The 25,928-nt window shown below is 32.6% G+C and carries 19 protein-coding genes and 4 pseudogenes; 13 read left to right on the top strand and 10 right to left on the bottom strand.

Annotated elements, in window-relative coordinates:
- Nucleotides 1-1,496: 1,496 nt before the first annotated feature.
- On the bottom strand, nt 1,497-1,892 hold the full coding sequence (locus ArsFIN_RS07635; RefSeq protein WP_026821666.1) for a winged helix-turn-helix domain-containing protein: 396 nt from the start codon (nt 1,890-1,892) through the stop codon (nt 1,497-1,499).
- A gap of 431 nt (nt 1,893-2,323) precedes the next feature.
- Between ArsFIN_RS07635 and ArsFIN_RS07630 the strand changes: the two genes are divergently transcribed.
- The 7 genes from ArsFIN_RS07630 to ArsFIN_RS07600 all read left to right on the top strand — a co-directional run bounded on the left by ArsFIN_RS07630 (nt 2,324) and on the right by ArsFIN_RS07600 (nt 9,176).
- Entirely contained in the window at nt 2,324-2,623 is a 300-nt protein-coding gene (locus ArsFIN_RS07630; protein ID WP_026821667.1) for a phage holin family protein, read from the top strand.
- A 530-nt stretch (nt 2,624-3,153) separates the two neighbouring features.
- Nucleotides 3,154-5,109, top strand: a complete 1,956-nt coding sequence (locus tag ArsFIN_RS07625; protein ID WP_026821668.1) for a trypsin-like serine peptidase — start codon at nt 3,154-3,156, stop codon at nt 5,107-5,109.
- A gap of 269 nt (nt 5,110-5,378) precedes the next feature.
- Nucleotides 5,379-6,116: a DJ-1/PfpI family protein gene (locus ArsFIN_RS07620; RefSeq protein ID WP_051296909.1), complete on the top strand. Its 738-nt coding sequence runs from the start codon at nt 5,379-5,381 to the stop codon at nt 6,114-6,116.
- Nucleotides 6,117-6,200: 84 nt separating this feature from the next.
- Nucleotides 6,201-6,764: a chorismate mutase gene (locus tag ArsFIN_RS07615; protein ID WP_034249173.1), complete on the top strand. Its 564-nt coding sequence runs from the start codon at nt 6,201-6,203 to the stop codon at nt 6,762-6,764.
- Between the two features lie 79 nt (nt 6,765-6,843).
- A complete protein-coding gene (locus tag ArsFIN_RS07610) occupies nt 6,844-7,656 on the top strand; it encodes a hypothetical protein (RefSeq protein ID WP_026821670.1) in 813 nt (270 codons plus the stop codon).
- Between the two features lie 224 nt (nt 7,657-7,880).
- Nucleotides 7,881-8,195: a PsiF family protein gene (locus ArsFIN_RS07605; protein ID WP_026821671.1), complete on the top strand. Its 315-nt coding sequence runs from the start codon at nt 7,881-7,883 to the stop codon at nt 8,193-8,195.
- 435 nt (nt 8,196-8,630) lie between these two features.
- Nucleotides 8,631-9,176 (top strand): DUF924 family protein, encoded by a 546-nt coding sequence (locus ArsFIN_RS07600; RefSeq protein WP_034249174.1) that lies wholly within the window; start codon nt 8,631-8,633, stop codon nt 9,174-9,176.
- Nucleotides 9,177-9,229: 53 nt separating this feature from the next.
- Here ArsFIN_RS07600 and ArsFIN_RS07595 read toward each other — a convergent pair whose 3' ends face one another.
- Nucleotides 9,230-9,826 (bottom strand): TorD/DmsD family molecular chaperone, encoded by a 597-nt coding sequence (locus ArsFIN_RS07595; RefSeq protein WP_026821673.1) that lies wholly within the window; start codon nt 9,824-9,826, stop codon nt 9,230-9,232.
- 121 nt (nt 9,827-9,947) lie between these two features.
- The gene (locus ArsFIN_RS07590) at nt 9,948-10,484 is read right to left on the bottom strand and encodes a DmsC/YnfH family molybdoenzyme membrane anchor subunit (protein WP_051296910.1); all 537 of its coding nucleotides are present in this window, start codon (nt 10,482-10,484) and stop codon (nt 9,948-9,950) included.
- A gap of 91 nt (nt 10,485-10,575) precedes the next feature.
- On the opposite strand from ArsFIN_RS07590, the pseudogene ArsFIN_RS07585 reads away from it, so the two are divergent.
- The 4 genes and pseudogenes from ArsFIN_RS07585 to ArsFIN_RS07570 form a co-directional block, all read left to right on the top strand.
- Nucleotides 10,576-11,199: pseudogene (locus tag ArsFIN_RS07585) on the top strand (IS91 family transposase); the annotation flags it as partial.
- An 86-nt stretch (nt 11,200-11,285) separates the two neighbouring features.
- Nucleotides 11,286-12,326, top strand: coding sequence for an IS21 family transposase (gene istA / locus ArsFIN_RS07580; RefSeq protein ID WP_135677615.1), 1,041 nt, complete (start codon nt 11,286-11,288; stop codon nt 12,324-12,326).
- The gene (gene istB / locus ArsFIN_RS07575) at nt 12,313-13,074 is read left to right on the top strand and encodes an IS21-like element helper ATPase IstB (RefSeq protein ID WP_135677409.1); all 762 of its coding nucleotides are present in this window, start codon (nt 12,313-12,315) and stop codon (nt 13,072-13,074) included. Before istA ends, istB begins: the two co-directional genes overlap by 14 nt.
- A gap of 64 nt (nt 13,075-13,138) precedes the next feature.
- A pseudogene (locus tag ArsFIN_RS07570) lies at nt 13,139-13,726 on the top strand (IS91 family transposase); the annotation flags it as partial.
- Nucleotides 13,727-13,881: 155 nt separating this feature from the next.
- Here the strand turns inward: ArsFIN_RS07570 and ArsFIN_RS07565 are convergent.
- The 3 genes and pseudogenes from ArsFIN_RS07565 to ArsFIN_RS07555 form a co-directional block, all read right to left on the bottom strand.
- Nucleotides 13,882-14,106, bottom strand: a pseudogene (locus ArsFIN_RS07565) (DmsC/YnfH family molybdoenzyme membrane anchor subunit); the annotation flags it as partial.
- Nucleotides 14,099-14,725, bottom strand: coding sequence for a DMSO/selenate family reductase complex B subunit (locus tag ArsFIN_RS07560; RefSeq protein WP_026822958.1), 627 nt, complete (start codon nt 14,723-14,725; stop codon nt 14,099-14,101). The gene ArsFIN_RS07560 and the pseudogene ArsFIN_RS07565, both read right to left, overlap by 8 nt.
- An 11-nt stretch (nt 14,726-14,736) precedes the next feature.
- A pseudogene (locus ArsFIN_RS07555) lies at nt 14,737-17,163 on the bottom strand (DMSO/selenate family reductase complex A subunit).
- A gap of 305 nt (nt 17,164-17,468) precedes the next feature.
- Here ArsFIN_RS07555 and ArsFIN_RS07550 point away from each other — a divergent pair.
- Nucleotides 17,469-18,560, top strand: a complete 1,092-nt coding sequence (locus ArsFIN_RS07550) for a glycosyltransferase (RefSeq protein WP_034249700.1) — start codon at nt 17,469-17,471, stop codon at nt 18,558-18,560.
- Nucleotides 18,561-18,643: 83 nt separating this feature from the next.
- On the opposite strand, the gene ArsFIN_RS07545 is transcribed toward ArsFIN_RS07550, so the two are convergent.
- A complete protein-coding gene (locus ArsFIN_RS07545) occupies nt 18,644-19,444 on the bottom strand; it encodes a glycosyltransferase family 25 protein (RefSeq protein ID WP_051297033.1) in 801 nt (266 codons plus the stop codon).
- A gap of 570 nt (nt 19,445-20,014) precedes the next feature.
- Here ArsFIN_RS07545 and ArsFIN_RS07540 point away from each other — a divergent pair.
- Entirely contained in the window at nt 20,015-21,046 is a 1,032-nt protein-coding gene (locus ArsFIN_RS07540) for a glycosyltransferase (protein WP_246067374.1), read from the top strand.
- Nucleotides 21,047-21,152: 106 nt separating this feature from the next.
- Here ArsFIN_RS07540 and ArsFIN_RS07535 read toward each other — a convergent pair whose 3' ends face one another.
- From ArsFIN_RS07535 to gndA, 3 genes are all read right to left on the bottom strand, one after another.
- Nucleotides 21,153-22,112, bottom strand: coding sequence for an aldo/keto reductase (locus ArsFIN_RS07535; RefSeq protein WP_026822955.1), 960 nt, complete (start codon nt 22,110-22,112; stop codon nt 21,153-21,155).
- A 142-nt stretch (nt 22,113-22,254) separates the two neighbouring features.
- Nucleotides 22,255-23,727, bottom strand: coding sequence for a DASS family sodium-coupled anion symporter (locus ArsFIN_RS07530; protein ID WP_026822954.1), 1,473 nt, complete (start codon nt 23,725-23,727; stop codon nt 22,255-22,257).
- Between the two features lie 630 nt (nt 23,728-24,357).
- On the bottom strand, nt 24,358-25,776 hold the full coding sequence (gndA, locus tag ArsFIN_RS07525; protein WP_026822953.1) for an NADP-dependent phosphogluconate dehydrogenase: 1,419 nt from the start codon (nt 25,774-25,776) through the stop codon (nt 24,358-24,360).
- Nucleotides 25,777-25,928: the final 152 nt, after the last annotated feature.

Genomic DNA, 25,928 nt, shown 5'->3' with positions numbered 1-25,928 from the left:
AATAATTTACGCTACCTTACTTGACTTATTAAATTAAACCAATAGTTATTTTATATCAGAGCAAATGAATATACTGCTTTTACTAGCCAATTTAGCTATTTTATTTAACATTAGATATGTAATAAAAACTATTCTCATTATATATCTTTTATTAATTTTTTATTTTAATAAAATAATCTTAATAAAGCTCAAACATAATATTATTACTTAGCTAGAGTAGCCTTTAGATTTAAAATTTAATTTATTATAGTTTATAAAATTAAACAATTTATCTATCAATAACAATTATCTGCTATAAATAAAACAAATCGATATCACATGTTATTATTTTACTTTAACTTAATAATAATATTTCACAACAACTTATTTATTTATCATAGCCTCATTTATCTATCAAATGACTATAAAATCAATTTTATAAACAAAAAAATAACAACATCATTAGATCATATTATACTTCAAGCTTAAAATATAATAAATTATATAAGAATTTTTATTTTCATTAATTTCAATATAAAACTCATATAGAATATTATACATAATAAATTGGAAATTTAATATTTATTAACAAAAACTATTTATAACTAAAATATGATTAAAAAGTATAAAAAATTATTCTGGTGCATAAAAATAGTATTTATTATACATTTTATTAAATCAAATTGAATATTAAATAGCTTATTAAAACCTGATATGAATTTCGTAATCGATCATTTTCACAATCAAGCTTAATTTTAAAAAAAAAGAAAATAATTTCATTTAAAAATTATTTTATAAAAGCAGAAAAAAGAGCTGCAGTAATCTTGTTGTTAATACAAATGCCATTTGATTGAAATAGCCAAACCCTCATAGCAATTTAATATTGAACTAATTTTATTGTAAAAATTTTTTATTATTTATCCTTTGAATAATTTAGCGGTTGGGAAATATAGCTAAAATATTTGCTATACATAACAAAGTATCATAAGCACTTCAGACACAATAAATATTTAACTTTAGTAATTCATTTCATGGTGAAATAACTCACTTGAAAATTAGTAAATAATAATTATTTTCACTATCTAAAAAATATAACTAAAAAACTATAATCATATTGACTAGATTATTAGTCGATAATTATAACTTTAATCTTAAATTTCGCATTAATAATTTTATGATTTTAGTTAAATTATTTGATAAAATTAACAATGGAATTTGATAATTGATTTAATTCATTGTTAGTACAATTTAATATTTTAAAAAAAGATTTACACTAAAAATACTTAATAAATCTCAAACTTGAAAAATAATGGCTATTTTTCCAAATTGCATATATAAATAACGAACATCTAATTAACATAATGATATAATTTTCAAATTTTATTTAACGTTTGTGTTTTTAATAAAAACAAAATATAATCAATGTTACATACATTTGAGCTACCGTGATTTCCCTGGTGCAATAAGGCGATTTGAATTATATACTATAAGATTCTACTATTTTAATTTTAGATAAATTATAATTTAATTTGTAAATTTTTTAAATAATTGTAGATATGAGTAATAAGAAGATATCGTTTAGGAGGTTTTTCATTCCATAATATTTCTGTACCATCTTTTATAATTGCACAAATCATACCGTTTGGCATTCTTTTCAAATCTAGATAACCACTGACATTGTAAAGTTTTTTTCGTACTCTAGAAAACAATTGGCTTACATTATTTGCTGTAATACTCCTATATCTATCCATCCACACATATTGAATAAGATGTTCTAAATCCATCGTATCCTTGTCATGAGAAAAATTGAGGATAACTTCAAGCATAAGAAATTCTTTAGGGGTTAATTTTACAACTTCATCTTCGACTTCAACCGTCCTACCAACGCTATTGATAACTATATACGACTTCATAGCTTCCTCCTCCTGATAAAATATAAATAAACTAATATAGTTATACTTATATCAATAAAGAATACAAAACTATACTTTTTTATTGAGCTAATGTTCAAAATTTTGATAATAGTTTTTTAAAGACTAAATTAACTAAATTCATTTTACAGCAATAACAGGTTTAATTAACATAAATTTTATTTCATTTAATGAATTTTAGTTCCTAATAGTATCTAAATATTATTACTAATTATGGAAAATTTTAAAGTCATCTTTATCTCTTTTATTAAAAAAAAATTAATTATATCTTTCCAAATAGTATATTTATAAAATAATGAACGTAGCATTATGGTAATCATAATGATTGTAACAATAAAGTTTAATATTTGTCTTATTTTTGTTTCAATGAAATCCTTTAAAAAGTAAATCTAGAATTTGGGGGTTATACCCATATGCCTAAAGAAAATGATGTTCTTATATGGTGTCTTATAGGTTTGTTTTCTGCATGGGGAGGTGCTACTAGATATATACTAAATACGGAAAAAAAGAGATCAAAACGACGATGGATAGCAATGATGTTTGAAATGATTATATCTTGCTTTACTGGATTTATTGGAGGCTTATTAGCAATGGAATATGGCTCTAGTGACTATATTGCACTAGTGGTTGCAGGCTTACTTGGATCCATGGGTGGTACAGTATTAAAATTACTATACCAAAAAGTCTTCAATTTAAAGATTGATAAAAAATAATTTACTTTTTAACTGCCATAATTATAAACACTCAATTATAACTAGCTATGCTCTCTTTTCACTATAATTACCACTAAGGGTAGTTTTGAAATATCATTCTACTTTTAGTGATATTAATTCTATCATTCTGATAAAGAAAATATTATATTCACAGCTTATTTACTAAATAGATAATATTATTTGAATACAATGTTAACTTTATTATATTATATTATATTATATTATATGTTTATTATTAAATTTATGCATTTAAATAATAGAGAGGAATTGTAGTTGTTAATATTAGTTCTCCTTTTATTAAAAAATATTTTATAAATCATAAATTATAAAATCTGTTATATTCATTTATTAAAAATAATAAGCAAAAAAGATATAATAAAGAATAACATTTTTAATATAAAAAATTTATTTTTGTATCTTTAATAATATTAAGTAAAATTATTTTCATTTTATTCTGATAACACATTAAGATCCTTAATCACTTTTTGGATCATATTAACAAGTAGTAAATTAGACAAAAGCAGGAAAAGATGAATATAAAAAAATATGCCGATAATAGTAAAATAATACATGTCAATCATAACTTTATGCAAGATAACCAAAGCTCCTTAATTAGAACTTTTGTTATTGAAGAAGTTAATGTTCAATTTATAAGATTAGTGTTTAGTTTGGCTAATATGCCATCTGGTTCATACATAGAAATTACTGATCGTAAGAGACAACATACACGTATCTTTCCACTAAATAATGGCGCTACACTGGATGTAACTTTTTATAATAATTGTATCGATATCAAAGTTATTTTACCCAAAAATTATCACTATAATAAAAATCAAATAGCAGAGCTTACTTATTATGAAGCCCTTCCCCAAGATCTAACGCAAATTGTTGAAGATAGTCATGATGGGCGGCAACCTTACATGTGGTATAAAAATACACCTTTTTTTAATCCAGTTCGCGCTGTCCATTTTGCTGCATTTAATGGTTATGGTGGAAGTTGCTCATTTATAGGTTCGGCTAATCACGTATTAACAAATCGCCATGTCGCTTTAGGCGCCAATAGTCAAATTGATCCAGAAGCGATAAAATCCAGTGAAATGTGGGTTAACTGGCACAATATTACTAACGACTTTTCATCACCGATTACTGATATTATCCATTTTGATATCGATAAGGTATTAACCTACGGCAAAGAAATTGGTGGGGTTGAGGATTATGCCTTATTTACTATCACAGATTTTGATTATCAAAATGCTCACGTTAAAACTTTATTTGGTGGTCTAAAGCTTCAAGAAACCATAAATAATGAGCGAGAAAATATCTATATTCCGCAACATGGTGGAGCAAAACCGTTACAAATTAGTGCACGGCTGGTAAGTTCTATGCATCCTTTTGCATCAATAACCCCTCAGCCAGAGTATGGTGATTTATTCATTCTAGGAGATATGGAACCAGGATCCTCAGGCTCCCCTCTAATTGGTCGCGAAACACACAATATATTAGGAATTTTATGGGGGCGATTTTTATTTACCCAACATGGCATTTCATCACCATACCTTATCGATAAACTTAAAGATTTTATTTCTGATAGTAATATTCATATCAAAGCACAAGATAATATTGTGTCACATAATATTGAAGCTACTCCGGTCGATAATGCTGAAATTAAAGTGATATTAGGTGATAAAGAACAATTGATTCCTTTTGATACCATTCTTGTTGAAAACCATGATGGCTACTCTATTGTCGAAATGGCTGGATTGGATCTTACAACCAGAAAAACTATGCCAGTAAAATATAAAGTCTTGGCAATTATGTCTAATCACCAGGTAAGCCATCTTAATGATCCTGCGTTAATTGGTGAAGTAACGCTGAGATTTATTCCTTATCAACATCTACAAGACACGGTTATTAAAAGCTGGTTTGTTGCTCGAATAGAACGAGATGGAGAAATTGTTAACAATTACATTACTCGCATCTTAAGCTATAACTACGATGTCTTCGAAATACCCTTTGATGTTAACAATGCAGATTGCATGCCATTAATTTTTGATGCCAAGCAAGCTAATACTATTCTACACCCATTTACCGAAACCAATCCTAATTTATCATTTTATACTCTACGCCATGGGCAAGGACCAGAAAATGTTGGTGAAATTAGTGATGGTTACTCAATTCTAAAAACACAAGTCATTAATGCAAAAGGTGAAAAAGAGCTAGTTACTTTCCAGGCATATCGGATTAAATCAGTAACCGCAAGTGAGCCTTACCCTTTGATCTCTACTCCAAGCAGAATTAATGTAAAATGTAATTATGACTTTAAAGGACCATCATATTTAAGAGTCTGTTATTACCCCGAAGATAATCTGCATTTAATTGGTAAAGGAACATTTAAAGGTATTATTGCGCTCCATGGCAGTGATGAAAGTGGTTCTACAGATCGTTTATGTAAAAATATTCTATTAGATATTACAATCAACGGATAATTTAATAATATTACGAAAATAATAGATAAATAGTAATACTCTTTTTAATAAAAAGGTATTACTAATAATTATTTCTATAATAAACCATAATATTTAACATTAGATATTCGATCAATTTCAATCGTCAAAAAAGCGATTATTAATATCACTGAATCATATTTTTGCTATTGATAAAACAAACTATTTAAGATTAATAGTAAAAAATAAGTTAACCACATCATAATAGTAACTTGGCATTTAACTTTTTATGGAATTAAATAGGTCATAAGATGAATAAAGAAAAAATTACTAGCGAGAAAAAAGATTTAATTTTTGCATTTGTGCTTTTCCCTGGAATGACACCATTAGATATTGTAGGACCTGTCACACTATTACAAAATCAAGGGTTTACTATAGAATATGTTTGGCATAATAAACAACCTATCTCGACAGAAATTAATTGTCTGCCCCTCACACCTACAATAACATTTGATGAATTAGATGCTGTCGATATATTGTGCATTACCGGTTCACATAATCCATTTCCCGCACTTAAAGATATAAAAATGTTAAAATGGATCCATAAGGTTGGACAACGTGCTAAGTATATTACTAGTGTATGTAATGGCTCTTTGTTTTTAGCCGCAGTAAATCTTTTAGATAACTATGAATCATCAACACACTGGAGCTGTAATGAGTTTCTTGCTAAGTTAGGTGCGACTGTTTCTAACGAACGGATTACCATTGATAGAAATAGAATTACAGGCGGAGGCGTAACCGCTGGTATTGATTTTGGGCTACACATATTATCAATAATAAAATCAGAAACTGATGCCAAGGTAATGCAACTACTTACCCAATATGATCCTCAACCTCCCTTTCAATCAGGAAATCCACAAACAGCCGAACCTGAAATAGTTAAAATAGCGTGTGATAACATTAAAATATCGTTTGAAACAGAAACACCCGATTATCTAGAAATACTTAAACGTACCATTGAAAGAAAAAAAGACTTTATGGATAATTAAATTAATATATTTAATAATGTTGAATATTATTTAATTTATTGATACATTCAGGTTATTTTGACAATATAAGCATCCGGATGCATTATGATTAATAACCTTAAGCGCCATAAACCCTGTGCAGTTATATTGAAGTATTCTTTATCTACGCTTTTTTTCATCTCTTTTACAGCTACAGCTCATCAATACCAAAAAATCGCTGCTCTTATTGAGCAACGTCTCTCTTACATGAAATATGTTGCTAAGTATAAATTTGAAAAACACCTTTCGGTAGAAGATCGCACCCAAGAAAATAAAGTTATTAGAAACTCTATTAATAAAGCAGAAACTTTAGGCTTGGATAAAAAATCAATAGAGCCTTTTATGATATCCCAAATAAATGCAGCTAAAGCAATTCAGTATCGTTATAAGGCAGATTGGCTATCCATGCCGGAAAACATAACTCAATATGATGACCTGGCAGATATTCGCTTAAAAATCAGTAAATTAAGTGATGACATCTTACAATTAATTGCTAAGGAATTAAAAAAGAATGGCCAAATAAAAAATCCGATCTGTTTATATATAAATAAAATCCAACTGCATAATCTTAAAGACACTGATAAAAAAATAATCTGTTCATCACTCAAACAAATATCTTTAAAAAAATAAAAACGCTAACTAACGAAAATCATCGAGTAATTAGCAAAATTTTCTATTTAGTTAATTTATATTCTTGAGAAAAATTAGCATGCGTATATCACCACTAACTACTGTTCCAGTATATTCATCTGAGCAACTAAACGATAACGAATATAATACCGACAATTTTAATAATCAATTATTAGAATTTGATGAAATAATTACCAATTCTAACGATATACCATTGAAACAAAAAATAGACTTTAACAGTGAAATTATGGGGTTAATTAATGAAATTGAAAATTTACATGATAAACACATCAAATCACATAAAAATATTAACCACACTTTTATAAAAGAATTACAAATACTAAAAGTAAAATTTGGTATGGTTGCTATAAAATATGGCGATACTGATTGGGAAAGTTTTGGTCTTTCTCAAGAAATATTTGAAAATAATAATAAATTTTTTAACTCTAATTTATGTTTATTATCATCAGATGATCAACAATTGCAAAAAATTACGGAAAAAAATAGAAATTATGTCTGGTATTGTTGTTTATATAATTTTGCTCACCAATTAGCCTATGAAAAGGTTGAACCACCCGCTGATAAAAATAACACAGAATATTATTCCACTGTCGATGAGTTAAAAACAAAGAATTTGCCACAAGATACAATATTTGCAATAGCAAATGCACGCTGTGCACTTACCCTATGTGAGGAATCTTTTACTGGGAACGATCCCAAAAATGATACTTTATATATTCAACTTAAAGAAGTTAATCTCTTTTATGACAACTATCTAATAAGAAATAAAAATAGTAATGTTGAGGAATTAGCTAGAGAATGTGATGTGCTAACGGAAATCAAGTCACTCTATATAGCCGAATCAGTAATAAATGAATTTAAAAATGATTAGTCAAGCAGTTAAATATACAGGTAGCTAAATTTTAAATTACATAACTAGCATATCTGCCAATTCTCCAGCCTATACGAACAAAAGAAGCAAGGTAATTTAACCTTGTAAATAGCAGAAATTACCTTATAGAAAAAATTATTCTAACTATTTAATAATTATTTTCTCCACAAATCATGATTTACTGCTATTGTTGTAATGATATCTTGCAAATTCGGAGTTCTATTATGAAATTGAAAATATTGTTTATTACAATAATCGGCGTTTTATTAGTAAACCCTGTTTTAGCTGCAGAAAAAACGACGAAAAAAACTATGTCATCCCAACAAATTAAAATGAAGGATTGCAATATTCAAGCAAAGAAAAAATCATTAGAGGGTCAAAAAAGAAAATCCTTTATGCAATCTTGTCTTAGCAGTAAACCTTCTAAAAAAAATAACTCTCAAAACGAGAAAATGATAAAGTGTAATGCCGAAGCTGGCAAAATAAAATTTAAAGAAGGTGAACGAAAAATATTTATGAGTAAATGCCTACGTGATTAATTTAATATATAAATAAGGCCATTTTCTTTTAGTGGCCTTATTTTCCACTGCTAGAATAGTGTTTATTTTTTTAATTAAATAATTTAAATTGTAATTACCACATTAAATATTTAACAAAAATAAGATAGAACATTATTTATCAAAAACTGACATACTTAACATATAAAAAATAATAATTAATATTTTAAACAGGTTACTTTTTAAGTTTAATATAATTTAAAATAATAACCTTATTCATTTTATCCATACTAATAAAAAATATAAGATCACAGTATCATTATATATCAAGTAATTTTATATAATAATTTGCTTCATTTAACAGAATTTTTCTTATAAAGTGGCTATATTATATTTTCATCTTCATTCCATTTTTACCTATTCAGAATTATAGATGGTTTCCAGCGGTAAAGTTGCTAACCTAAAGAGATAAATATAATGCATAATGAATGGCAAGAAGTTTTTGATTTCTGGTTTAAAGAATCTACCAATAAACAATGGTTCGAAAAAAAACCCCAATTTGACGCTATCATTCGGGATAGATTTAAACTAACAACTGAAAAAGCGATCCGTGGTGAACTTGCTCATTGGCGCTGTTCAATAAAAGGTAGATTAGCTGAAATTATCGTGCTTGATCAGTTTTCTCGTAATATTTGGCGTGATACAGAAAAAGCATTTTCACAAGATAATATGGCGCTAACGTTAGCTCAAGAAGCAATTAAACAACCAGATTATGCGAAATTACCAATAACACAACGAAAATTCATTTTAATGCCTTTTATGCATTCAGAATCACCTTTTATTCATCAACTAGCAATACCACTTTTTACTGCATTAAATGATAAAATAACACTCGAATTTGAAATGCGGCATAAAGAAATTATTGACCATTTTGGCCGCTACCCACATAGAAATGAAATTCTTAATAGAATTTCTACGCCTGAAGAAATATCATTTTTAAAAAAAGCGGGCTCAAGTTTTTAGTTTATAAATAAAAAATAGAGTATATATTTTCAACATATACTCTACTTTTGGGATTAATGAAACAATTGTCTTTTGGGCGCTATTAAATTAAGTTGTTGTTCAATTGTTTTTAAATATTCCTCTGAAATAGCCGCTAGATTTCGATAAAAAGTATGTTCTAACTTTGTCATTTGTATTAAAGATAAATAGCGATATGCCCACGGTAATAAATGCTGCTCTATTAATTCAATTGCTATAATTTTTTTATTTCTTTCTAATAAATAAACTGCTGCCAATAACATAAGTCCAAACTGATCTGTTGGTTCATTCTGATCACTTTCTACAGCTATAGAATGTAAAGATAGAAATTGTTGATAGGCTTGAGTTGAAATTCTCATTACAATTTTTTCTGGATCTAAATAAACGGACCCCCATGGGGGTGCTGGCACATTACCCTGCCCTTCAAATAAAATAGAAAAATCATAATATAATAATTTAAAATCTTGCTTTGCTATTTCTTTTGTTAATTTCTTAATTTTCTGACTATCTGGCCATGGAAATAATTCAACCAAAAAAGGCATTAAAGGAATTAATGATTTTACTGAAGGTGAATCAGGTGAATAATAAAAACATGCCCCAAGAATACGTAAAATGGAAGTATTTAATAACATAAATTTTTATTTTCCAGCGAAAAAACAAGCAATTAATTAGGATTAAAATCAATTAATTAAGTAATAGAGAAAGAAATTTACTCTGCAAGGAAATTTTGCAGAGTAAATAATAAAACATATCTTACATAGTGATTTCCCATAAATTATAAAATGCAATACGGCCGGAAAGTTCTGCTACAAAAATAATAACTGTACATGCAACTAAAGTCGTCTGCGGGATATTATTTTTTAATACCACAGCTGCCATTACAAATAACGATAAACCAAGTATGACTAACTGTATTCCCCAAAACCCAGTCTGATCAATCGCCTTTGTATTAAGTAAACTAATATAATCGGCTTTAGTAGCCAAAATAACCAGTGCGCCAATAATAAAAAACAATGCCCCTAATTTATGCGCACCAATTAAAGTCGCTAATGCACCACCTCCGATAAAACAAGTCATCCACATTTGTAATGCAGTATAATGTGTGTTCCAATTAGCTACTGTATCAATATAATAAACTTGTGGAATCGACCAAACAAAGACTAAGCCGGCAATAATCCCAGCTAAATTACAAATTTGCTTCAATTTAGTAAATTTTTCAAAAAAAGAAAAAACTACCGTACCAAATGCCAACGCCATAAAAATACCGCTAAAAAAAGCTTCATTGCTCATCGGTGAACATAAGCACGCCTTTGGCGTGAGCATCGCGGCAAAGGCGCTCTATTTCTAGGCAATTCCCTTCTCGTCTTTTATACTCTGCTCTATGTACATCCCCAGACCTGCAAAACTGCTATTTCAATACGATGACGGATGGAACCTTTTCATCGAAAATAATCACGTAGATGAATGGCAACTACTCTCTGTCGAAAAGATGCTCGCCTGCAGCACCTGCGCTATGGGCGTTCGCCGTTATTGCTGTTCTTCACCTGAATGCTCTCATTCACGCTTCTTTTGTCAAACCTGTAAATCCAAAGCCTGCAGTGCGTGTGGCCTCAAAGGCACCGAACAGTGGATTGCCCAGCAGCGCCATATTTTGCCGGATTGCGAATGGCAACATATTACCCTCACTATGCCTCACCTGCTTTGGCCTTTTTTTAACAATAACTGGTACTTGCTCAACCAACTCTTTCGCTGTGCAACCCGCGCCATACTCAAACACGCCAAGCGCCAAGGCCTCGAAATTGGCATTTTTTGTGCGCTGCATACTTACGGTCGCCAACTCAATCAACATCCGCATATTCATTTATCCGTCACGCGTGGGGGACTCACTCAATATGACACCTGGAAACCGATTTTCTTTAAAAAGAAAGACGTTGAAAAGGTCTGGCGCAGTGCGGTCATTCGACTCCTTAGGGATAACTATTTTCAGTTACAACCCAATAAATTGTCACCGATCATGCAAAACTGATCCACTAACGATCATCTAAAACTGATCCACTTGGTATTATTCGCACATTTTTGTACGGATAATTTATGTTAACCAAGGAGATATTTGTGGATATTCATGTTCGCTTTGCACAAGGACAAAGCCTTCGAAAAATTGCCAGTGAGTTGGGTATATCCCGTAACACCGTAAAACATCATTTACAACAACAGACAATGCCAACTTATGCTAAAAGAAGTCAACAACCGACTAAATTATCCCCCTTTAAACCTTATTTGCTTCAGCGAATTGAACTGGCTAAACCTGATTGGATCCCTGCAACAGTCTTATTTGATGAGGTAGTTGAAAACGGCTATCAAGGTGGTATTGCTCAATTACGCCGATTTGTTTGTCAATTTAAACCAAGCATTGTTCCCGAAGTAGTCGTCTGTTTTGAAACACAGCCAGGTCAACAAATGCAAATCGACTTCACCAGCATCCGGCGAGGTAAAAAATCGCTGAAAGCGTTTGTTGCAACGCTAGGCTATTCGCGTGCGAGTTATGTAAAGTTCTTTGATAATGAACGAGCAGAATCGTGGCAGCAAGGTTTAAGAGAAGCTTTCGACTACTTTGGTGGTGTACCACAGGAAGTATTGTGTGATAACGCAAAATCCCTCATCATCGAACGGGATGCTTATGCAGAAGGTGATCATAAATTACATGTCGAAATGCTTCAAATGTCGAAAGATTACGGGTTTAAATTGAAGGCTTGCAAGCCCTACAGGGCAAAAACGAAAGGGAAAGTAGAGCGCTTTAACCACTATTTAAAAAACAGCTTTATCGTGCCATTAAACACCGACCTTCGTGCTCATAATCTTGAACTGGATATTGAAATAGCTAATGCAAAAGTGGGTCCATGGTTACAACGCGTTGCCCATCAGCGAATTCATGGAACAACGTTAGAGAAGCCAGCAGATAGATTAGCTAAGGAAGTTAAGTCTCTTCTACCCTTACCAGCAAGGGTTTGCCAATCTATCCCACAGACTAATACGCTTAATATCCCTATCGTACCGCCCCTTGAATCTGTCAGTTTGCAACACTCAATCAGCGTATACGAAGCATTACTGGGAGGTGAACATGTTATTGCATGAACAAATTGAACACCTGTGTGAGTCATTGAAATTAAATTCTATTCCGACTCATTGGTCATCACTTGCCGAAAAATGCATTGCCCAAGACAAAAGCTACGGAGAGTTTTTACTGTCCCTGTTAAAATGTGAGCAACAACAACGAGATGAACGAACTCGTAATCTTTTGAGTCGGATGGCAGGATTCCCAGCACATAAAGAACTTAATACGTTCGATTTTAAGTTTGCAACGGGGATCCCCAAACAACACATACAGGAATTAAGCGCATTAACGTTTATTGAACGTAATGAAAATGTCGTGTTGCTTGGCCCAAGCGGTGTAGGCAAAACGCATTTAGCTATTGGGTTAGGATTAAAAGCAGTACAGGCCAAGAAGAAAACCCGCTTTACCACGGCAGCTGAACTGATGTTGCAACTCTCAACTGCCAAACGACAAAATAAGCTCAAACAATATCTATCACGTTCGGTGATGGCCCCGAAGTTGTTGATTATCGATGAGATTGGATACCTGCCGTTTGGGCGAGAAGAAGCAAACCTGTTTTTCAATGTGATTGCCAAGCGTTATGAGCATGGCAGTGTCATATTGACGAGTAACCTATCATTTGGGCAATGGCCAAGTGCTTTTGCTGATGACGCAACATTAACTGCCGCTATGCTTGATCGTTTACTTCATCATTCGCATGTACTGCAATTAAGCGGTGAAAGCTACCGATTGAAAGATAAGCGGCGCTCAGGAGCAATAACTGAGTAAAACAGTGGATCAATTTTGATTGATCGGATTTAGATAAAAAGTGGATCAGTTTTCGGTGATCGTTGACAATAAATTGCCTGGCTTCGGGCACATTCGCAATTATCAGACCTGGTGCCGTTACCTCAATGCCCAGTTTCAACGTTATTGGAAAGTACATTTTGCCAAAAAGACACGCGGGGCCTGGCATAATGTGAAATATCTGGGCCGTTATCTTAAACGTCCCCCTATCTCCGCTTCTCAATTGAAACACTACAGCGGCGGCACCGTGGTTCATCATTACTATGACCACCACAGCCAACAATACAGACGACAGACCTTATCCCAAGAAGAAATGATACGGCGTTATGTCAGTCATATCCCTGCGCGACATTTTAAGATGATCCGTTATTACGGTTTTTTAGCCAATCGCAAACGCGGGTGCTTATTACCGAAGGTGTATGAGGCGTTAGACATGATATCTCCTAATGTGCCTGAAAAACCTGGGTTTGGGGCCCTTATCAAAGGTTTTTTAAATACTGACCCGTACCAATGTATTTTATGTGGAAACCGATTGCGGTTTATGAGTGCGGAAAAAGGAATACACGCCGTCACTTTACTGTCAGAAAGGCGGGATAAAATGGTCAAAAAACGATGGTTACAAACCGCAGCCTAGGAGCAGTGTGCCTATTATTAGGCTTTTAGATGATAATTTAACCGAATTACTGTTCTCATGGTTAATCAACGAGAAAACTGTCAGAATTTAATAGAAATATTGAGTTCAAAACACCTCCATTAATGCCTTACTGTATTGATTGAGATTCCTAACCATGAACGGCCAATTCCCAACAGCATATTAAAAAAACGTATTGGTTGCCCAACATGTAAACCACCTATAATTAATCCCAAAAACATAACTACCATAGCAAGCAGATTTGCAACATTAAACTGATGGTTATTAATTAGATTAAGTTTATTACTCAAATAGGCAACAAAAAATAATCCTGCTGCTGACTGACCCAATACCGTAAAAAAAACCAGCGGGAGCTCATGCATATTTAACCTCCGCGAGATTTTGTAATTTGCCACTTTGATCATTAAATGGTTTAGCATCTCTATGAGGTTTAATCACAATATTCGGTTGAGTTAATCCAGGATCCGGCATCGGGGCGATACCATTTTCATAACCATGTAGCTCGCGTAATAAAGTAATTTCACCAAAATCCAGCGCTCGTTGTGGACATGAATCAACACAAACAGGTTTCATACCTTCAGCAACACGTTGGTAACAACCATCACATTTACTCATTAGCTTTTTATTAACATCAAATTGAGGAGCACCATAAGGACAACGGAGCTCACAATAGCGACACCCCACACAAATCTCTTGATTAACTACCACTAACCCATCTTCTGCTCGCTTATGCATCGCACCTGTTGGACAACCCGCCACACAAGTTGGTGAATCACAATGATTACAAGCAATTGATAAATAATAGTTATAAATATTCTGCTGCCAAATACCCTCTTGTTGTTGCCAACTACCTCCGCCATATTCATATATCCGACGAAATTTAGGGCCTAATTTTAGATCTTTTTCATCCTTGCAACTAACCTGACATGTTTTACAACCAGTGCACTTAGTAGAGTCAAAGAAAAAACCATACTGTTTCATAAATCAAATCCTTATACGCATTTAACTTCAACTAAATTCGTATGTTGTGGGGTACCTTTAGCAAATGGAGAAGGATGTAATGACGTTAGTGTATTAATACATCCTCCCACATCAATTCCTTCATTATTAACATTGTGCCAGGCACCTTGTGGAACAGCAATTACACCTGGTAAAACCCGATTAGTAATTTTAGCTTTGATATATATACGCCCGCGATCATTATAAATCTCTGCTATATCGCCCTGTTTCAGACCTCTTATCTTTGCATCAATTGGATTAATCCAAAACTGATGAGGAATAGCTTCACGTAATATTGCAACACTATAATAGCTTGAATGGACATGGCCTTTGTTATGAAATCCGGTCATTTGTAAAGGATATTGTTTTTTACGGGCAACATTTTCAACACCTTCATGGTTAGCACAATATTCAGGTACAGCGGGAATACGGTCACCGTCAGGTAATTGCCATTCTTGTACTATTTTATTTAACTGGTCAGAGTAGATCTCAATTTTCCCTGACGGAGTTTTTAGTGGATATTTATCTGGATCGTTACGAAAATCTTTAAGCGCAATTTGTTGATCACTCGCGGCTAATCGCCGATCTATAATTCCTTGATCATGAGTTTGCTCGAAAGGCCGTAAATGAGGCATGGTTTCACGGGTTTTATTATAACAGTATTCGATCCATTGTTGATAAGTCCGACCTTCGGTAAATTCAGTTGCAACACCTAATTTTTCTGCAATGTCCGCTAACACATCATAACATGGCCGATTTTGCCATAATGGTTTAACAGCTTGTTGTAAGCGCACTAAATAATGATAGGCACCACTTGCATATGAGTTATTGATTAAATCATCTGTTTCCACCGGGGTAACATCAGGCAGCAATAGATCCGCATATTTGGCTGAAGCCGTATTATGATTGTCCCATACCAAGATAAATTCACATTTTGATTCATCAGTCAGAATTTGATGCGTTTTATTTAAATCAGCATGCTGATTACCAATCACATTACTGGAATAACACCACAAAAATTTGATGCCAGAATCTAATTTATCTTTACCTCTAATACCGGCGTTTTTAGCCGTTAATTCAGGACCTCAAACAATAGCCTCGCTCCACATAAATGTCGGGATTGTTGTTTTTAATGGATTTGGTAGCTCAAAACTAGCAACAGGATAAGTAACGCTACCACCCCAAAGCCCGGTATTAGTGCCTGGACGACCAATATGGCCACTCATCAAAGGTAGCATCATAATTGAACGACAGGCTTGTTCACCATTAGCGGTGCGTTGTAGTCCCCAGCCTTGTGAGATCCATGCAGCTTTAGCATTAGCTATTTCACGTGCTAACTGAATAATACGTTGACTTGGAATACCTGTCAGTTGACTTGCCCATTCCGGTGTTTTAGCAATACCATCTGCCCCATTACCCAAAATATAATCTTTATAAGCGGCATTTGGTAACGCTGTTGGCGGCAACGTCGTTTTATCCCAGCCTATACAATATTTTGCAAGAAAAGCTTCATCTGTCAGCCCTTCATTAATCATGACATAACCCAACGCTGCGACTAATGCTGCATCAGTGCCAGGATAAATAGGTATCCACTCAGCGCCCAATGTGGTAACACTATCGGTATTACGGGGATCAATAATAATGACTTTTGCTTGGCTTTTTTGCAGTGCATTTAAGGTTTCATAAAACTGACCACCACCAGACATACGGGTTTCTGCTAAATTATGGCCAAACATAACAACTAAATCAGAATGAGCAATTTCACTTAATAAACTTTCTTCAGCACTACCATAAACGAACGGTGTAATTTCAGTTAATTGGGCATAAGAATAGGTACCATAATCTCCCAGAAAGCCGCCAATAAGCACTAATAAACGTTTGCAAGCGGTACGTCCATGTAAATTTGCTCCAGTTGAACCGGTACCATATTGATAATAGATAGCTTCATTACCATATTTCTCAATCGTATGCTTTAACTTCTGCGCAATAAGTGTTGTTGCTTCATCCCAACTGATCTTTTTGAATTTACCTTCACCTCGTTTACCTACCCGTAGCATGGGATATTTTAACCGATCCGGATTATAGGTTTTCCAGCGAACTGAGCGGCCACGCAAACAAGGCCTAATTTGATGTTCGCCAAATTTGCTATCATCATAGAAGGTTTCATTTGAAATACGTTGAATAATATTATTCTTCACATGCACTTTAAGTGGACAACGGCTACCACAATTAACCAAGCAAGCGCTATATTTAATTATCTCCTCTGTTTCATCAGGCATAATACCGGTCGATGTGGCCTGAACAGAAAACGGAAGTGTAACACTGCCAGCAATGGTGGCAACACTGGCAATTGTTGCTGAAGTTTGCAAAAATTCCCGCCGATTCATTTGCACCAAGCGTGTTGTTTTATTTTTAGTCATTGACATTACCCAATAGTAAAATAACAACAAATTATTGTTATTGTTTTATGTTAAAAAATAATGACAAAATAGATTATGATTTAAATCAATGATGAGTAATTATCAAATTTGCAGTAATCTGCACTAGTTTGCCAAATAATGGCGATATAATTATTGCGTTTTATCGATTATTAGCCGACTAATGGGTTATATTTTCTAATAACAAAAACACTATTTGGACTCTTTGATGAATAACAAAGTATTTTCTTTAAAGTAGGCGAAATGAACAGGCATAATTTAACCTAAAATTTGATTGAGACGAGTCGATGATACCAAGCAAAATATTGATAACTAGCTACAACATTAGTGGCTTTGGCGGTATGGAAACCGTTTGTCGTGATTTTATTAGGTTATTAAAACAACGGCGACCAGATATAACCGTCAGCTTTGTCTTTTTTAATGATAAACAAACTCAACCAAATGATGATTGGTTAAACAATATAAAATATTCACGACTCTATTCTAACATTAGAAACGGTAAACTACGTCGTATTCATTATGCTTGGCAACTGCGACAATTACTTTTCGAGCAGAAAATTAACGCAATTATCGCCTTGGATGCAATTGCCTGTTATAACTCAAATATCAGTAGAAAATTTATCTTCGATAGAAAAATACCGCTAATTTGCTGGCCGCATTTTTCCATTAATAGAATTTATAAAAAAGAATATCTTTTAAAAGCTGATTACTATTACGCCATAAGCAAGGGTATAGCAAGACAATTAGTTGCCATTGGTGCTAATAGAAGTCATATTTTTACCTTATTTAATCCAATTAAAAAACACGATATCATTATCCCGAGACCTAAAGATAAAACTGCCTTTCTCTATTTAGGCAGAATTTTATTTGCCGGAGATAAACAACTCGCATTTCTATTTAATAGCCTGGCAAATATCAGTGGTGACTGGCAGCTCAATATTGTCGGTAGTGGCGAAGAAAATGAGATTCATCAGTTAAAACAGTTAGCTAAAAAATTAAATATAACAGAAAAAATTAATTGGCATGGCTGGCAATCAGATTCCTGGTTATATATACAAAATAATATAAAAAAAGTTACTGCTTTATTATTAACATCGAATAGTGAAGGGTTTCCTATGGTGCTGCCTGAAGCCATTTCCTATGGTATTTATGTGATAAGTTCAAATTGCTTAACCGGACCAAAAGATATCATTAAAGAGGATATTAATGGAAAATTATTTCCTGTTAATGATATGCCCTGTTTTGTTAATATATTGCAAGCTATCGTAAATAATAAAACCTTACCCACACAGACAAGCATAAAAAATTCTATTTTAGATTTTTATGAAGATAGCTATATCGAAAGAGTTAATTTATCCCTTAAAAAAATTTTAGCATAATATCATTTAGCGGATTAATCATTATTGATTAATCCGTAGCAAAAACCCTATTAGCTTATAACACCACCAAAACGACATAAACACTATTTTTGCCAAAAAATTAATGAACGATAAAAACGCCTGATTTGTAGCAAAATAAATGCCAAAGTAGACTCAAGGTTACCTCGCTTTCTTCTTTTAGCTTTAATAAAATACTTTTCCCTATCCGCCTCCAAATGGCTATTTTCAGCGGTGACAATTGGATGTTTTATAATTTCGGCTAAATAATAGCCTTTAACTGCATTTTTTTTGTATAACAAGCCCCACGAATCAGCAACAAAAAATCCCCGGGCAAACTCAGCAATTATTCTTTCACAGGTACTACGATGAATTAAGTAACAACAAGTACGAAAAATTTTATCTGAGCTATAAGTTAATAAGCGAAATGTTACATTGGCGATGGTTATTTTATTAAAAAAACTTAATGAAATTCGTTTTCTTGAATTTAGCCCTTCTTGACCACCCAACAGATAAACATAATCTTTTTTCAATAAATCACTTTTACCTTGCTCCAATGCTTTGATTAAAGGGGATAATTTTTTATCAATAATAACATCGTCCTCGAGAATCAATGCCCATTCGATATCATTTTTTATAATATGCTGATAGACTGATTGATGGCTCAAGCTACAGGCAATTTCATTCTTGCCATTCGGTTTACCATAAGCTTTGTCATAATAAGGATATTTTAACCCAGCTATATCGTTTTGAGTTAATTTACTCCCTTCGATGGCGTCAACTATAGTGAAAGGCAAAGCTTGTGACGACAATGCGTAACTAATTTGTGTTCTTCTATCTGTATCCTTCTTTAAAGAAATAATAAAAATAGGGCAAGATTTATTCATTGACGCCACCAAAACTTTATATTTAATAATATGTTAAAATAAATTATAACTAATCGATTTTATTTTACTACTATTTTACTTGTAAATTTCAACCGCAAAGTGACATCATTTATACTAGTATCCATGGCAAAATTAGCATAATGATTTATTAAAAAATATTAAACAACTTATTATGTTGAAAATTGATTAAAAATGTTACTTGCCATGTGTTATAAATTATTAAATAATAAATTTAATTAATTCAATACATACAAAACAACATTAATTAAACTACTATATTTACGTAATCTGATATTATTTATCACAAAAATGAAACTAAAAGCTAATTTATATTAAATTTTCAAAAATTACTTAATTTGACATAAAAAAACTGACCAAAAACAGATAAAAAAGTTTTAAAACAGATAACCAGCACAATATATTATGTTAATTTTCAACTAGGTATAATTTTTTATTCACTTCAAAAAAAATATAATTTTTATTAATCAATTTTTATAAAGTATAATGATGATAGTAATGGTTTTTTCTTTCCGCTAACGCTAAAATTAGTAACACTTTACGATAAAATGAATGCCTGCTTTGCCAAAAGGAAACTTAATGTATTTCAATAGTAAGGAGATCATACTAACAAGCTATGAATTTTCATCTGCTGATGCAAAAACCCCTCAATTTCATATTGCTTATGGCGCAGATAAAAATTTCTCCCTTGGCACAGCGATCTCTATCTGCTCGATGCTATATTTCAATAAAATTTATACCTTTCACTTCTATATCTTCACTGATACGATTTCTGAATGCGACCTAAAAAAATTTGATGAACTAACAAGTTGTTATAATACAAAAATAACAATATTACTTATTGATACGCTACAGTTAAAAAAATTACCAACAAATAAATTATGGTCTCATGCGATCTATTTTCGCTTTATTATTGCAAATTATTTTCATAATAAAACCAATAAAATATTATATTTGGATTCAGACATTATTTGTTCGGGTGATATATCAGAATTATTCGACATCGATTTAAACCAGCATATTATTGCTGCTGTCGCTGACCGAGACCAATACCTATGGAAAAAACGGGCTGAAATGTTAGCAACACCAGAAATAGCTAATGGTTACTTTAACTCAGGCGTTATGCTAATTGATACTGACAAGTGGCACAAAAATAAGATAACGGAGAAAACTATAAATATATTACTTGATGACAAAACAAAAGCAAAATTTGTATTTTATGATCAGGATGCATTGAATATATCGCTGGTAAATCAAGTCTTATTTTTAGATAAAAAATTTAATACCCAATTTAGTATTAATTATGAGTTAAAAAATAAAACATTATTCCCTATAATTAATAATGTAAAATTCATTCATTATATTGGTCCAACCAAACCATGGAATATTTGGTCTGAATACCCAAGTACCCATCTCTTTATGACAATAAAAAAAAATTCCCCTTGGAAAACTACCCCGCTTATTGCGGCATCAACGTCTAACCAATACAGATATGCAGCTAAGCATATGTTTAATAAGAAAAAATACATTTACTGGTTATTAAATTATCTCTATTATTTTGTTAATAAAGCCCTACATAAATAAAAAATAGCGGATGACAGAAACGCAAAAAATGGATAATTGCTCTTGATAATAAACAATCATCCATTTTTATAGTTAAATTTTCAATTAGATAGATATAAAAATATTTTTAATTTAATTTACTTTCTGAATCGATGTATTCAAATTGCGCTTTAGTTAATGTTAAATTAATGGCTTTCACAAAACTTTCCACCTGAGCAACGGTAGTTGCACTAGCAATTGGTGCGGTGATCCCATTAAAAGCCATTAACCAGGCAAGTGCAACTTCCGCTAATGTAGCTTGCTGATCATCAGCAACTACCTGCAACGCGTTGAGAATTTTTTCGCCTCTTTGATTGAGGTATTTATCAATATCACTTTTCCTAGCACTACTATTTAAATCACTTTGACGACGATATTTACCAGTTAAAAAACCCGATGCCAAACTATAGTAAGTAACAACACCAATATTCTCTTCGATGCTGAGTTTCTTCAACTTATCATCAAAAGCAGTACGATCATAAATATTATATTCCGGCTGTAATACTTGATAACGCGGTAAACGCTGACTATCCGCTACCTCTAAAGCCGTTCTTAATTGTCTTGCATTCAAATTTGAAGCACCTATTGCACGAATTTTCCCCGTTGTTAAAAGCTTCAGATAAGCATTTAATGTCTCTTCATAAGGGGTATTTATGTCAGGCCAATGGGAAAAATAGATATCAATATAATCTGTTTGCAAACGCCGCAATGAATCCTCAACCGCTTTTATAATCCATTGAGCAGACAGACCTCGCTTACCGGGTGAACCTAAGTCTGCGCCCACTTTGGTAAATATGACTAATTTGTCTCTGGCAATCGAATGTTTAGTCAGCCAATTTCCAATGATGGTTTCTGATTCTCCACCTTGATTGCCGGCTGCCCAACTTGAATAAACATCCGCCGTATCAATTGCAACTAAACAGTTATCATAAAGCGCATCTAAGATGGTGAAACTTTCTTTTTCATTGATAGTCCAGCCAAATACATTACCACCAAAAACAAGTGGTGGAATAACAAATCCTGTTGAACCTAATCTACGCAATTGCATATTTCCTCACTTATTTATGAAATAAAGCGAATATACTCCTAGAAGATTGTAGTAGTGCTCTTACAACAAGATTGTATTTAAAACGTTACAGCCTATTTAACTTGCAGATATCCTACCGCAATTTAGTTATATTGATTATATTTTACCAATATCCTAGTAACTTCCACCATAAACCACCAATGACAAACCAAATAACAAGATTGACCACACTTAATATAAAACCAATTTTCCACCATTCAGTTAAGGTTGTATAACCCGAACCAAAAATAATTGGTGCGGTACCTGTGGCATAATGTGTTAACGACATCATTAATGATGAAGAGAAAGCCAGGATCAAACCGAGCAAAATAGGTGGAGCGCCTAATGCTAATCCAGCTGTAAAAAATGCCGCAAACATTGCCATAATATGGGCTGTTGTGCTGGCAAAAAAGTAATGAGAATAGACATATATCAAAACAAGTAACAACATGCCGCCAACCCAGCCAATCCCCATATGATCAATAGCGTCTCCTACTGTTTGAGAAAACCAATTGGTCAATCCAAGCTTGCTTAGGAAAGATGCCATCATAACCAATGCAGCAAACCAAGTAATTGTGTCCCAGGCTCCCTTGGTTTTCAAAATATCATCCCAAGCTAATACGCCTGAACACAGTAAAACGGAAAGACCAATGAATGCCGCCGCCGTAGGGTTAATAGTAAAAGCGCTACCAAAAATAAGCGCAGGTACGCCAGCCCACATCAACAATAGCATGGCAAACACCGCTAAAGTAATTTTTTCTGCGGGAGAAATAGGTCCTAACTTATGTAATTTTTGCTTAGCGAAATTTGGCGCATCTGCTGTTACTTTAATTTCTGGCGGATAAATCCAATAAATAATCAATGGCATAATAAATAATGAAATTATGCCAGGTATAAAAGCGGCTATTGCCCACATTCCCCAACTGATCTCAAATGGAGGCGTTGTATTTTCCATAATCAAACTAACAATCAATGGATTAGGTGCTGTTGCCGTAATAAACATCGCTGATGTAATTGGATTGATATTAAAATTAACCAATGAAAGATAGCGGCCAATTTTTTGTGAGCTATTTGATTCTGGATCAGAACCAAAACTATTTGAAATTGAACGCATAATAGGATGAATAATTCCACCACCACGGGCAGTATTACTCGGTGTAACTGGTGCTAATATTGTCTCTGCAATCGCTAATGAATAAGCAATACCTAACGTCCTTTTGCCAAATAAAGAAATAAAATAATAACCAATACGAGCACCTAATCCTGTCTTATTTAAACTAACAGAAATCATTATTGAAATACCTATCAACCAAATAAGTTGATTTGAAAAACCACTCAATGCATCATTAATTGCTGCCGTCGGATTATTGGGATTAGTTACTCCCGTAATAGCAATTAAAGCAATCGCAATAATGGAGATTGCACCTATAGGTAAAGCTTTACCGATGATAGCTATTATAGTCCCAATAAAAAGCGCAAATAACTGCCAAGCATTAACATCAACACCGTCAGGAGCGGGAATAATAAACCAGATGATGAGAGTGATTGTAATAGCAATTATGGTTGGTAAAGGTTTGAATGGGGTCAATTTATCCATATTGTATTATCCAATTGGTGAAACATATTTACACAGAAAATAATTAATAACTTATAAATGAACAAAATCACGCTAACGAATCATACAACTACTTATTATATAAACTTATAGATTAGTAACTATATTTATTTTTATCAAGCTTACTAATAAAGAAATATTGATCTATAATTTTATTAAATTATCCAACTTATTCTTTTAATTTTTATCTCTTTATTATAAGAATAAGTTATTTTTATATGTTAAAACTGTGATATGTATTACAAAAATCACAATAAATTTTATTTACTAATTTATTGTGACAAACATTTCTATTTTTCACTCTTAATGATATTCTTAATATAGGAAATTAACTATAATTAGTAACTGTTTAATTTTATCAAATAACAAATAGTTTTTTTATATTATTAAAAAATAATAAATTCATTCAAAAATAAGAATTACTTTATAAAAAATAATATATTTTTTATTACACTATAATGCATAAATCTATTTATTTTGAATATATATAAAATTAAAGTTACACAATACAGTAGCAAATAAATTTGTTCATTTACACTAACCCAAAGCCAATAAAGATGGCCTTTAATGTTATTATTAAAGACCATCCAAAATGGTTTTATATCAGTTCAGTCACTCTTGTTTATCTAACCATTCGGTATGAAAAATACCTTCTTTATCAATTCTTTTATAAGTATGAGCACCAAAATAATCACGTTGTGCTTGAATTAAATTTGCCGGTAAAACTGCCGAGCGATAACTATCATAATAAGAAATTGCTGCCGTGAGCGTGGGTAACGGAATACCATTTTGTACACCAAAACAGACAATATCACGTAATGATTGCTGATATTCATCAGTAATACTTTTAAAGTAAGGCGCTAACATCAAGTTTGCTAAAGATGGGTTTTGACTATAAGCGTCGGTAATTTTTTGCAAAAATTGTGCCCGAATAATACAACCAGCACGAAAAATCCTGGCAATTTCACCATAATTTAACTGCCATTGATATTCATCTGATGCCGCTGTTAATTGCTGAAAACCCTGTGCATAGGAAACGATTTTACCTAAATAAAGTGCCTGACGCACTTTTTCAATAAATTCCTGCTTATCACCTTTAAATGGATTAACCACTGGTCCAGTCAGTATTTTTGCGGCAGTCACTCGCTGCGCTTTTAAAAAAGAGAGATAACGTGCAAATACTGATTCAGTAATCAGCGTAACCGGCACTCCCAGGTCTAAAGCACTTTGACTGGTCCATTTTCCGGTTCCTTTATTAGCGGCTTCATCCAATATAACATCAATCAAATAATTATTGGTTTTGTCTTCTTTCTTACGAAATATATCCGCCGTAATTTCGATTAGATAACTACTTAATTCACCTTTATTCCATTCAGTAAAAATATCGGCTAATTCTTCATTAGTTAACTTTAATGCGTTTTTGAGGATAGAATAAACTTCAGCAATAAGCTGCATATCACCATACTCGATGCCATTATGTACCATTTTTACATAATGACCTGCACCATCAGGACCAATATAGCTTACACAAGGCTCACCATCTGCCTTAGCTACAATTTGTTGCAAGATAGGTGCTACTAAGTCATAAGCCTGTTTCTGCCCACCAGGCATAATAGAAGGCCCTTTTAATGCACCTTCTTCACCGCCAGAAACGCCGGTTCCAATAAAATTAAATCCTTGCGCTGAAAGTTCTTGATTACGTCGAATAGTATCCTGAAAATAAGTATTACCACCATCGATTAGGATATCACCTTTATCCAGATAAGGTGTTAATGAAGCTATAGTTTTATCCGTCGCCTCACCCGCTTTTACCATTAATAAAATACGACGTGGTTTTTCTAATGAATCAACAAATTCCTTAATCGTATGACAAGGGATTAATTTTCTACCTGGGTTTTCATCGATCACTTCATCGGTTTTTTCTTTAGAGCGATTAAAAATCGAAACAGAATAACCCCGGCTTTCAATATTAAGCGCTAGATTACGCCCCATAACAGCCATACCCACTACACCAATTTGTTGTTTTGACATGAAAAACTCCTGTCTGACAATTCATTACCCACAAGTTAACGAGCAAATATATTTTTACGTATTGATATATTAACTTACTCTATAGTTTGGTGATAGTAATTTAATGCCTTTAACAACACGATATTTTGGCTAAAAGCAATTAAAAAAACGTT

This window comes from Arsenophonus nasoniae (assembly GCF_004768525.1).
GTDB lineage: Bacteria > Pseudomonadota > Gammaproteobacteria > Enterobacterales > Enterobacteriaceae > Arsenophonus > Arsenophonus nasoniae.
Note: the sequence above shows the minus strand (reverse complement) of the source record. Positions and strands in the feature narration are given on the sequence as shown.

What these genes read in the sequence shown, in the direction of transcription:
- ArsFIN_RS07635 (WP_026821666.1), bottom strand. Translation starts at nt 1,892, where the DNA reads ATGAAGTCGTATATAGTTATCAATAGCGTTGGTAGGACGGTTGAAGTC.
- ArsFIN_RS07630 (WP_026821667.1), top strand. Translation starts at nt 2,324, where the DNA reads ATGCCTAAAGAAAATGATGTTCTTATATGGTGTCTTATAGGTTTGTTT.
- ArsFIN_RS07625 (WP_026821668.1), top strand. Translation starts at nt 3,154, where the DNA reads ATGAATATAAAAAAATATGCCGATAATAGTAAAATAATACATGTCAAT.
- ArsFIN_RS07620 (WP_051296909.1), top strand. Translation starts at nt 5,379, where the DNA reads ATGAATAAAGAAAAAATTACTAGCGAGAAAAAAGATTTAATTTTTGCA.
- ArsFIN_RS07615 (WP_034249173.1), top strand. Translation starts at nt 6,201, where the DNA reads ATGATTAATAACCTTAAGCGCCATAAACCCTGTGCAGTTATATTGAAG.
- ArsFIN_RS07610 (WP_026821670.1), top strand. Translation starts at nt 6,844, where the DNA reads ATGCGTATATCACCACTAACTACTGTTCCAGTATATTCATCTGAGCAA.
- ArsFIN_RS07605 (WP_026821671.1), top strand. Translation starts at nt 7,881, where the DNA reads ATGAAATTGAAAATATTGTTTATTACAATAATCGGCGTTTTATTAGTA.
- ArsFIN_RS07600 (WP_034249174.1), top strand. Translation starts at nt 8,631, where the DNA reads ATGCATAATGAATGGCAAGAAGTTTTTGATTTCTGGTTTAAAGAATCT.
- ArsFIN_RS07595 (WP_026821673.1), bottom strand. Translation starts at nt 9,826, where the DNA reads ATGTTATTAAATACTTCCATTTTACGTATTCTTGGGGCATGTTTTTAT.
- ArsFIN_RS07590 (WP_051296910.1), bottom strand. Translation starts at nt 10,484, where the DNA reads ATGAGCAATGAAGCTTTTTTTAGCGGTATTTTTATGGCGTTGGCATTT.
- istA (WP_135677615.1), top strand. Translation starts at nt 11,286, where the DNA reads ATGTTAACCAAGGAGATATTTGTGGATATTCATGTTCGCTTTGCACAA.
- istB (WP_135677409.1), top strand. Translation starts at nt 12,313, where the DNA reads ATGTTATTGCATGAACAAATTGAACACCTGTGTGAGTCATTGAAATTA.
- ArsFIN_RS07560 (WP_026822958.1), bottom strand. Translation starts at nt 14,725, where the DNA reads ATGAAACAGTATGGTTTTTTCTTTGACTCTACTAAGTGCACTGGTTGT.
- ArsFIN_RS07550 (WP_034249700.1), top strand. Translation starts at nt 17,469, where the DNA reads ATGATACCAAGCAAAATATTGATAACTAGCTACAACATTAGTGGCTTT.
- ArsFIN_RS07545 (WP_051297033.1), bottom strand. Translation starts at nt 19,444, where the DNA reads ATGAATAAATCTTGCCCTATTTTTATTATTTCTTTAAAGAAGGATACA.
- ArsFIN_RS07540 (WP_246067374.1), top strand. Translation starts at nt 20,015, where the DNA reads ATGCCTGCTTTGCCAAAAGGAAACTTAATGTATTTCAATAGTAAGGAG.
- ArsFIN_RS07535 (WP_026822955.1), bottom strand. Translation starts at nt 22,112, where the DNA reads ATGCAATTGCGTAGATTAGGTTCAACAGGATTTGTTATTCCACCACTT.
- ArsFIN_RS07530 (WP_026822954.1), bottom strand. Translation starts at nt 23,727, where the DNA reads ATGGATAAATTGACCCCATTCAAACCTTTACCAACCATAATTGCTATT.
- gndA (WP_026822953.1), bottom strand. Translation starts at nt 25,776, where the DNA reads ATGTCAAAACAACAAATTGGTGTAGTGGGTATGGCTGTTATGGGGCGT.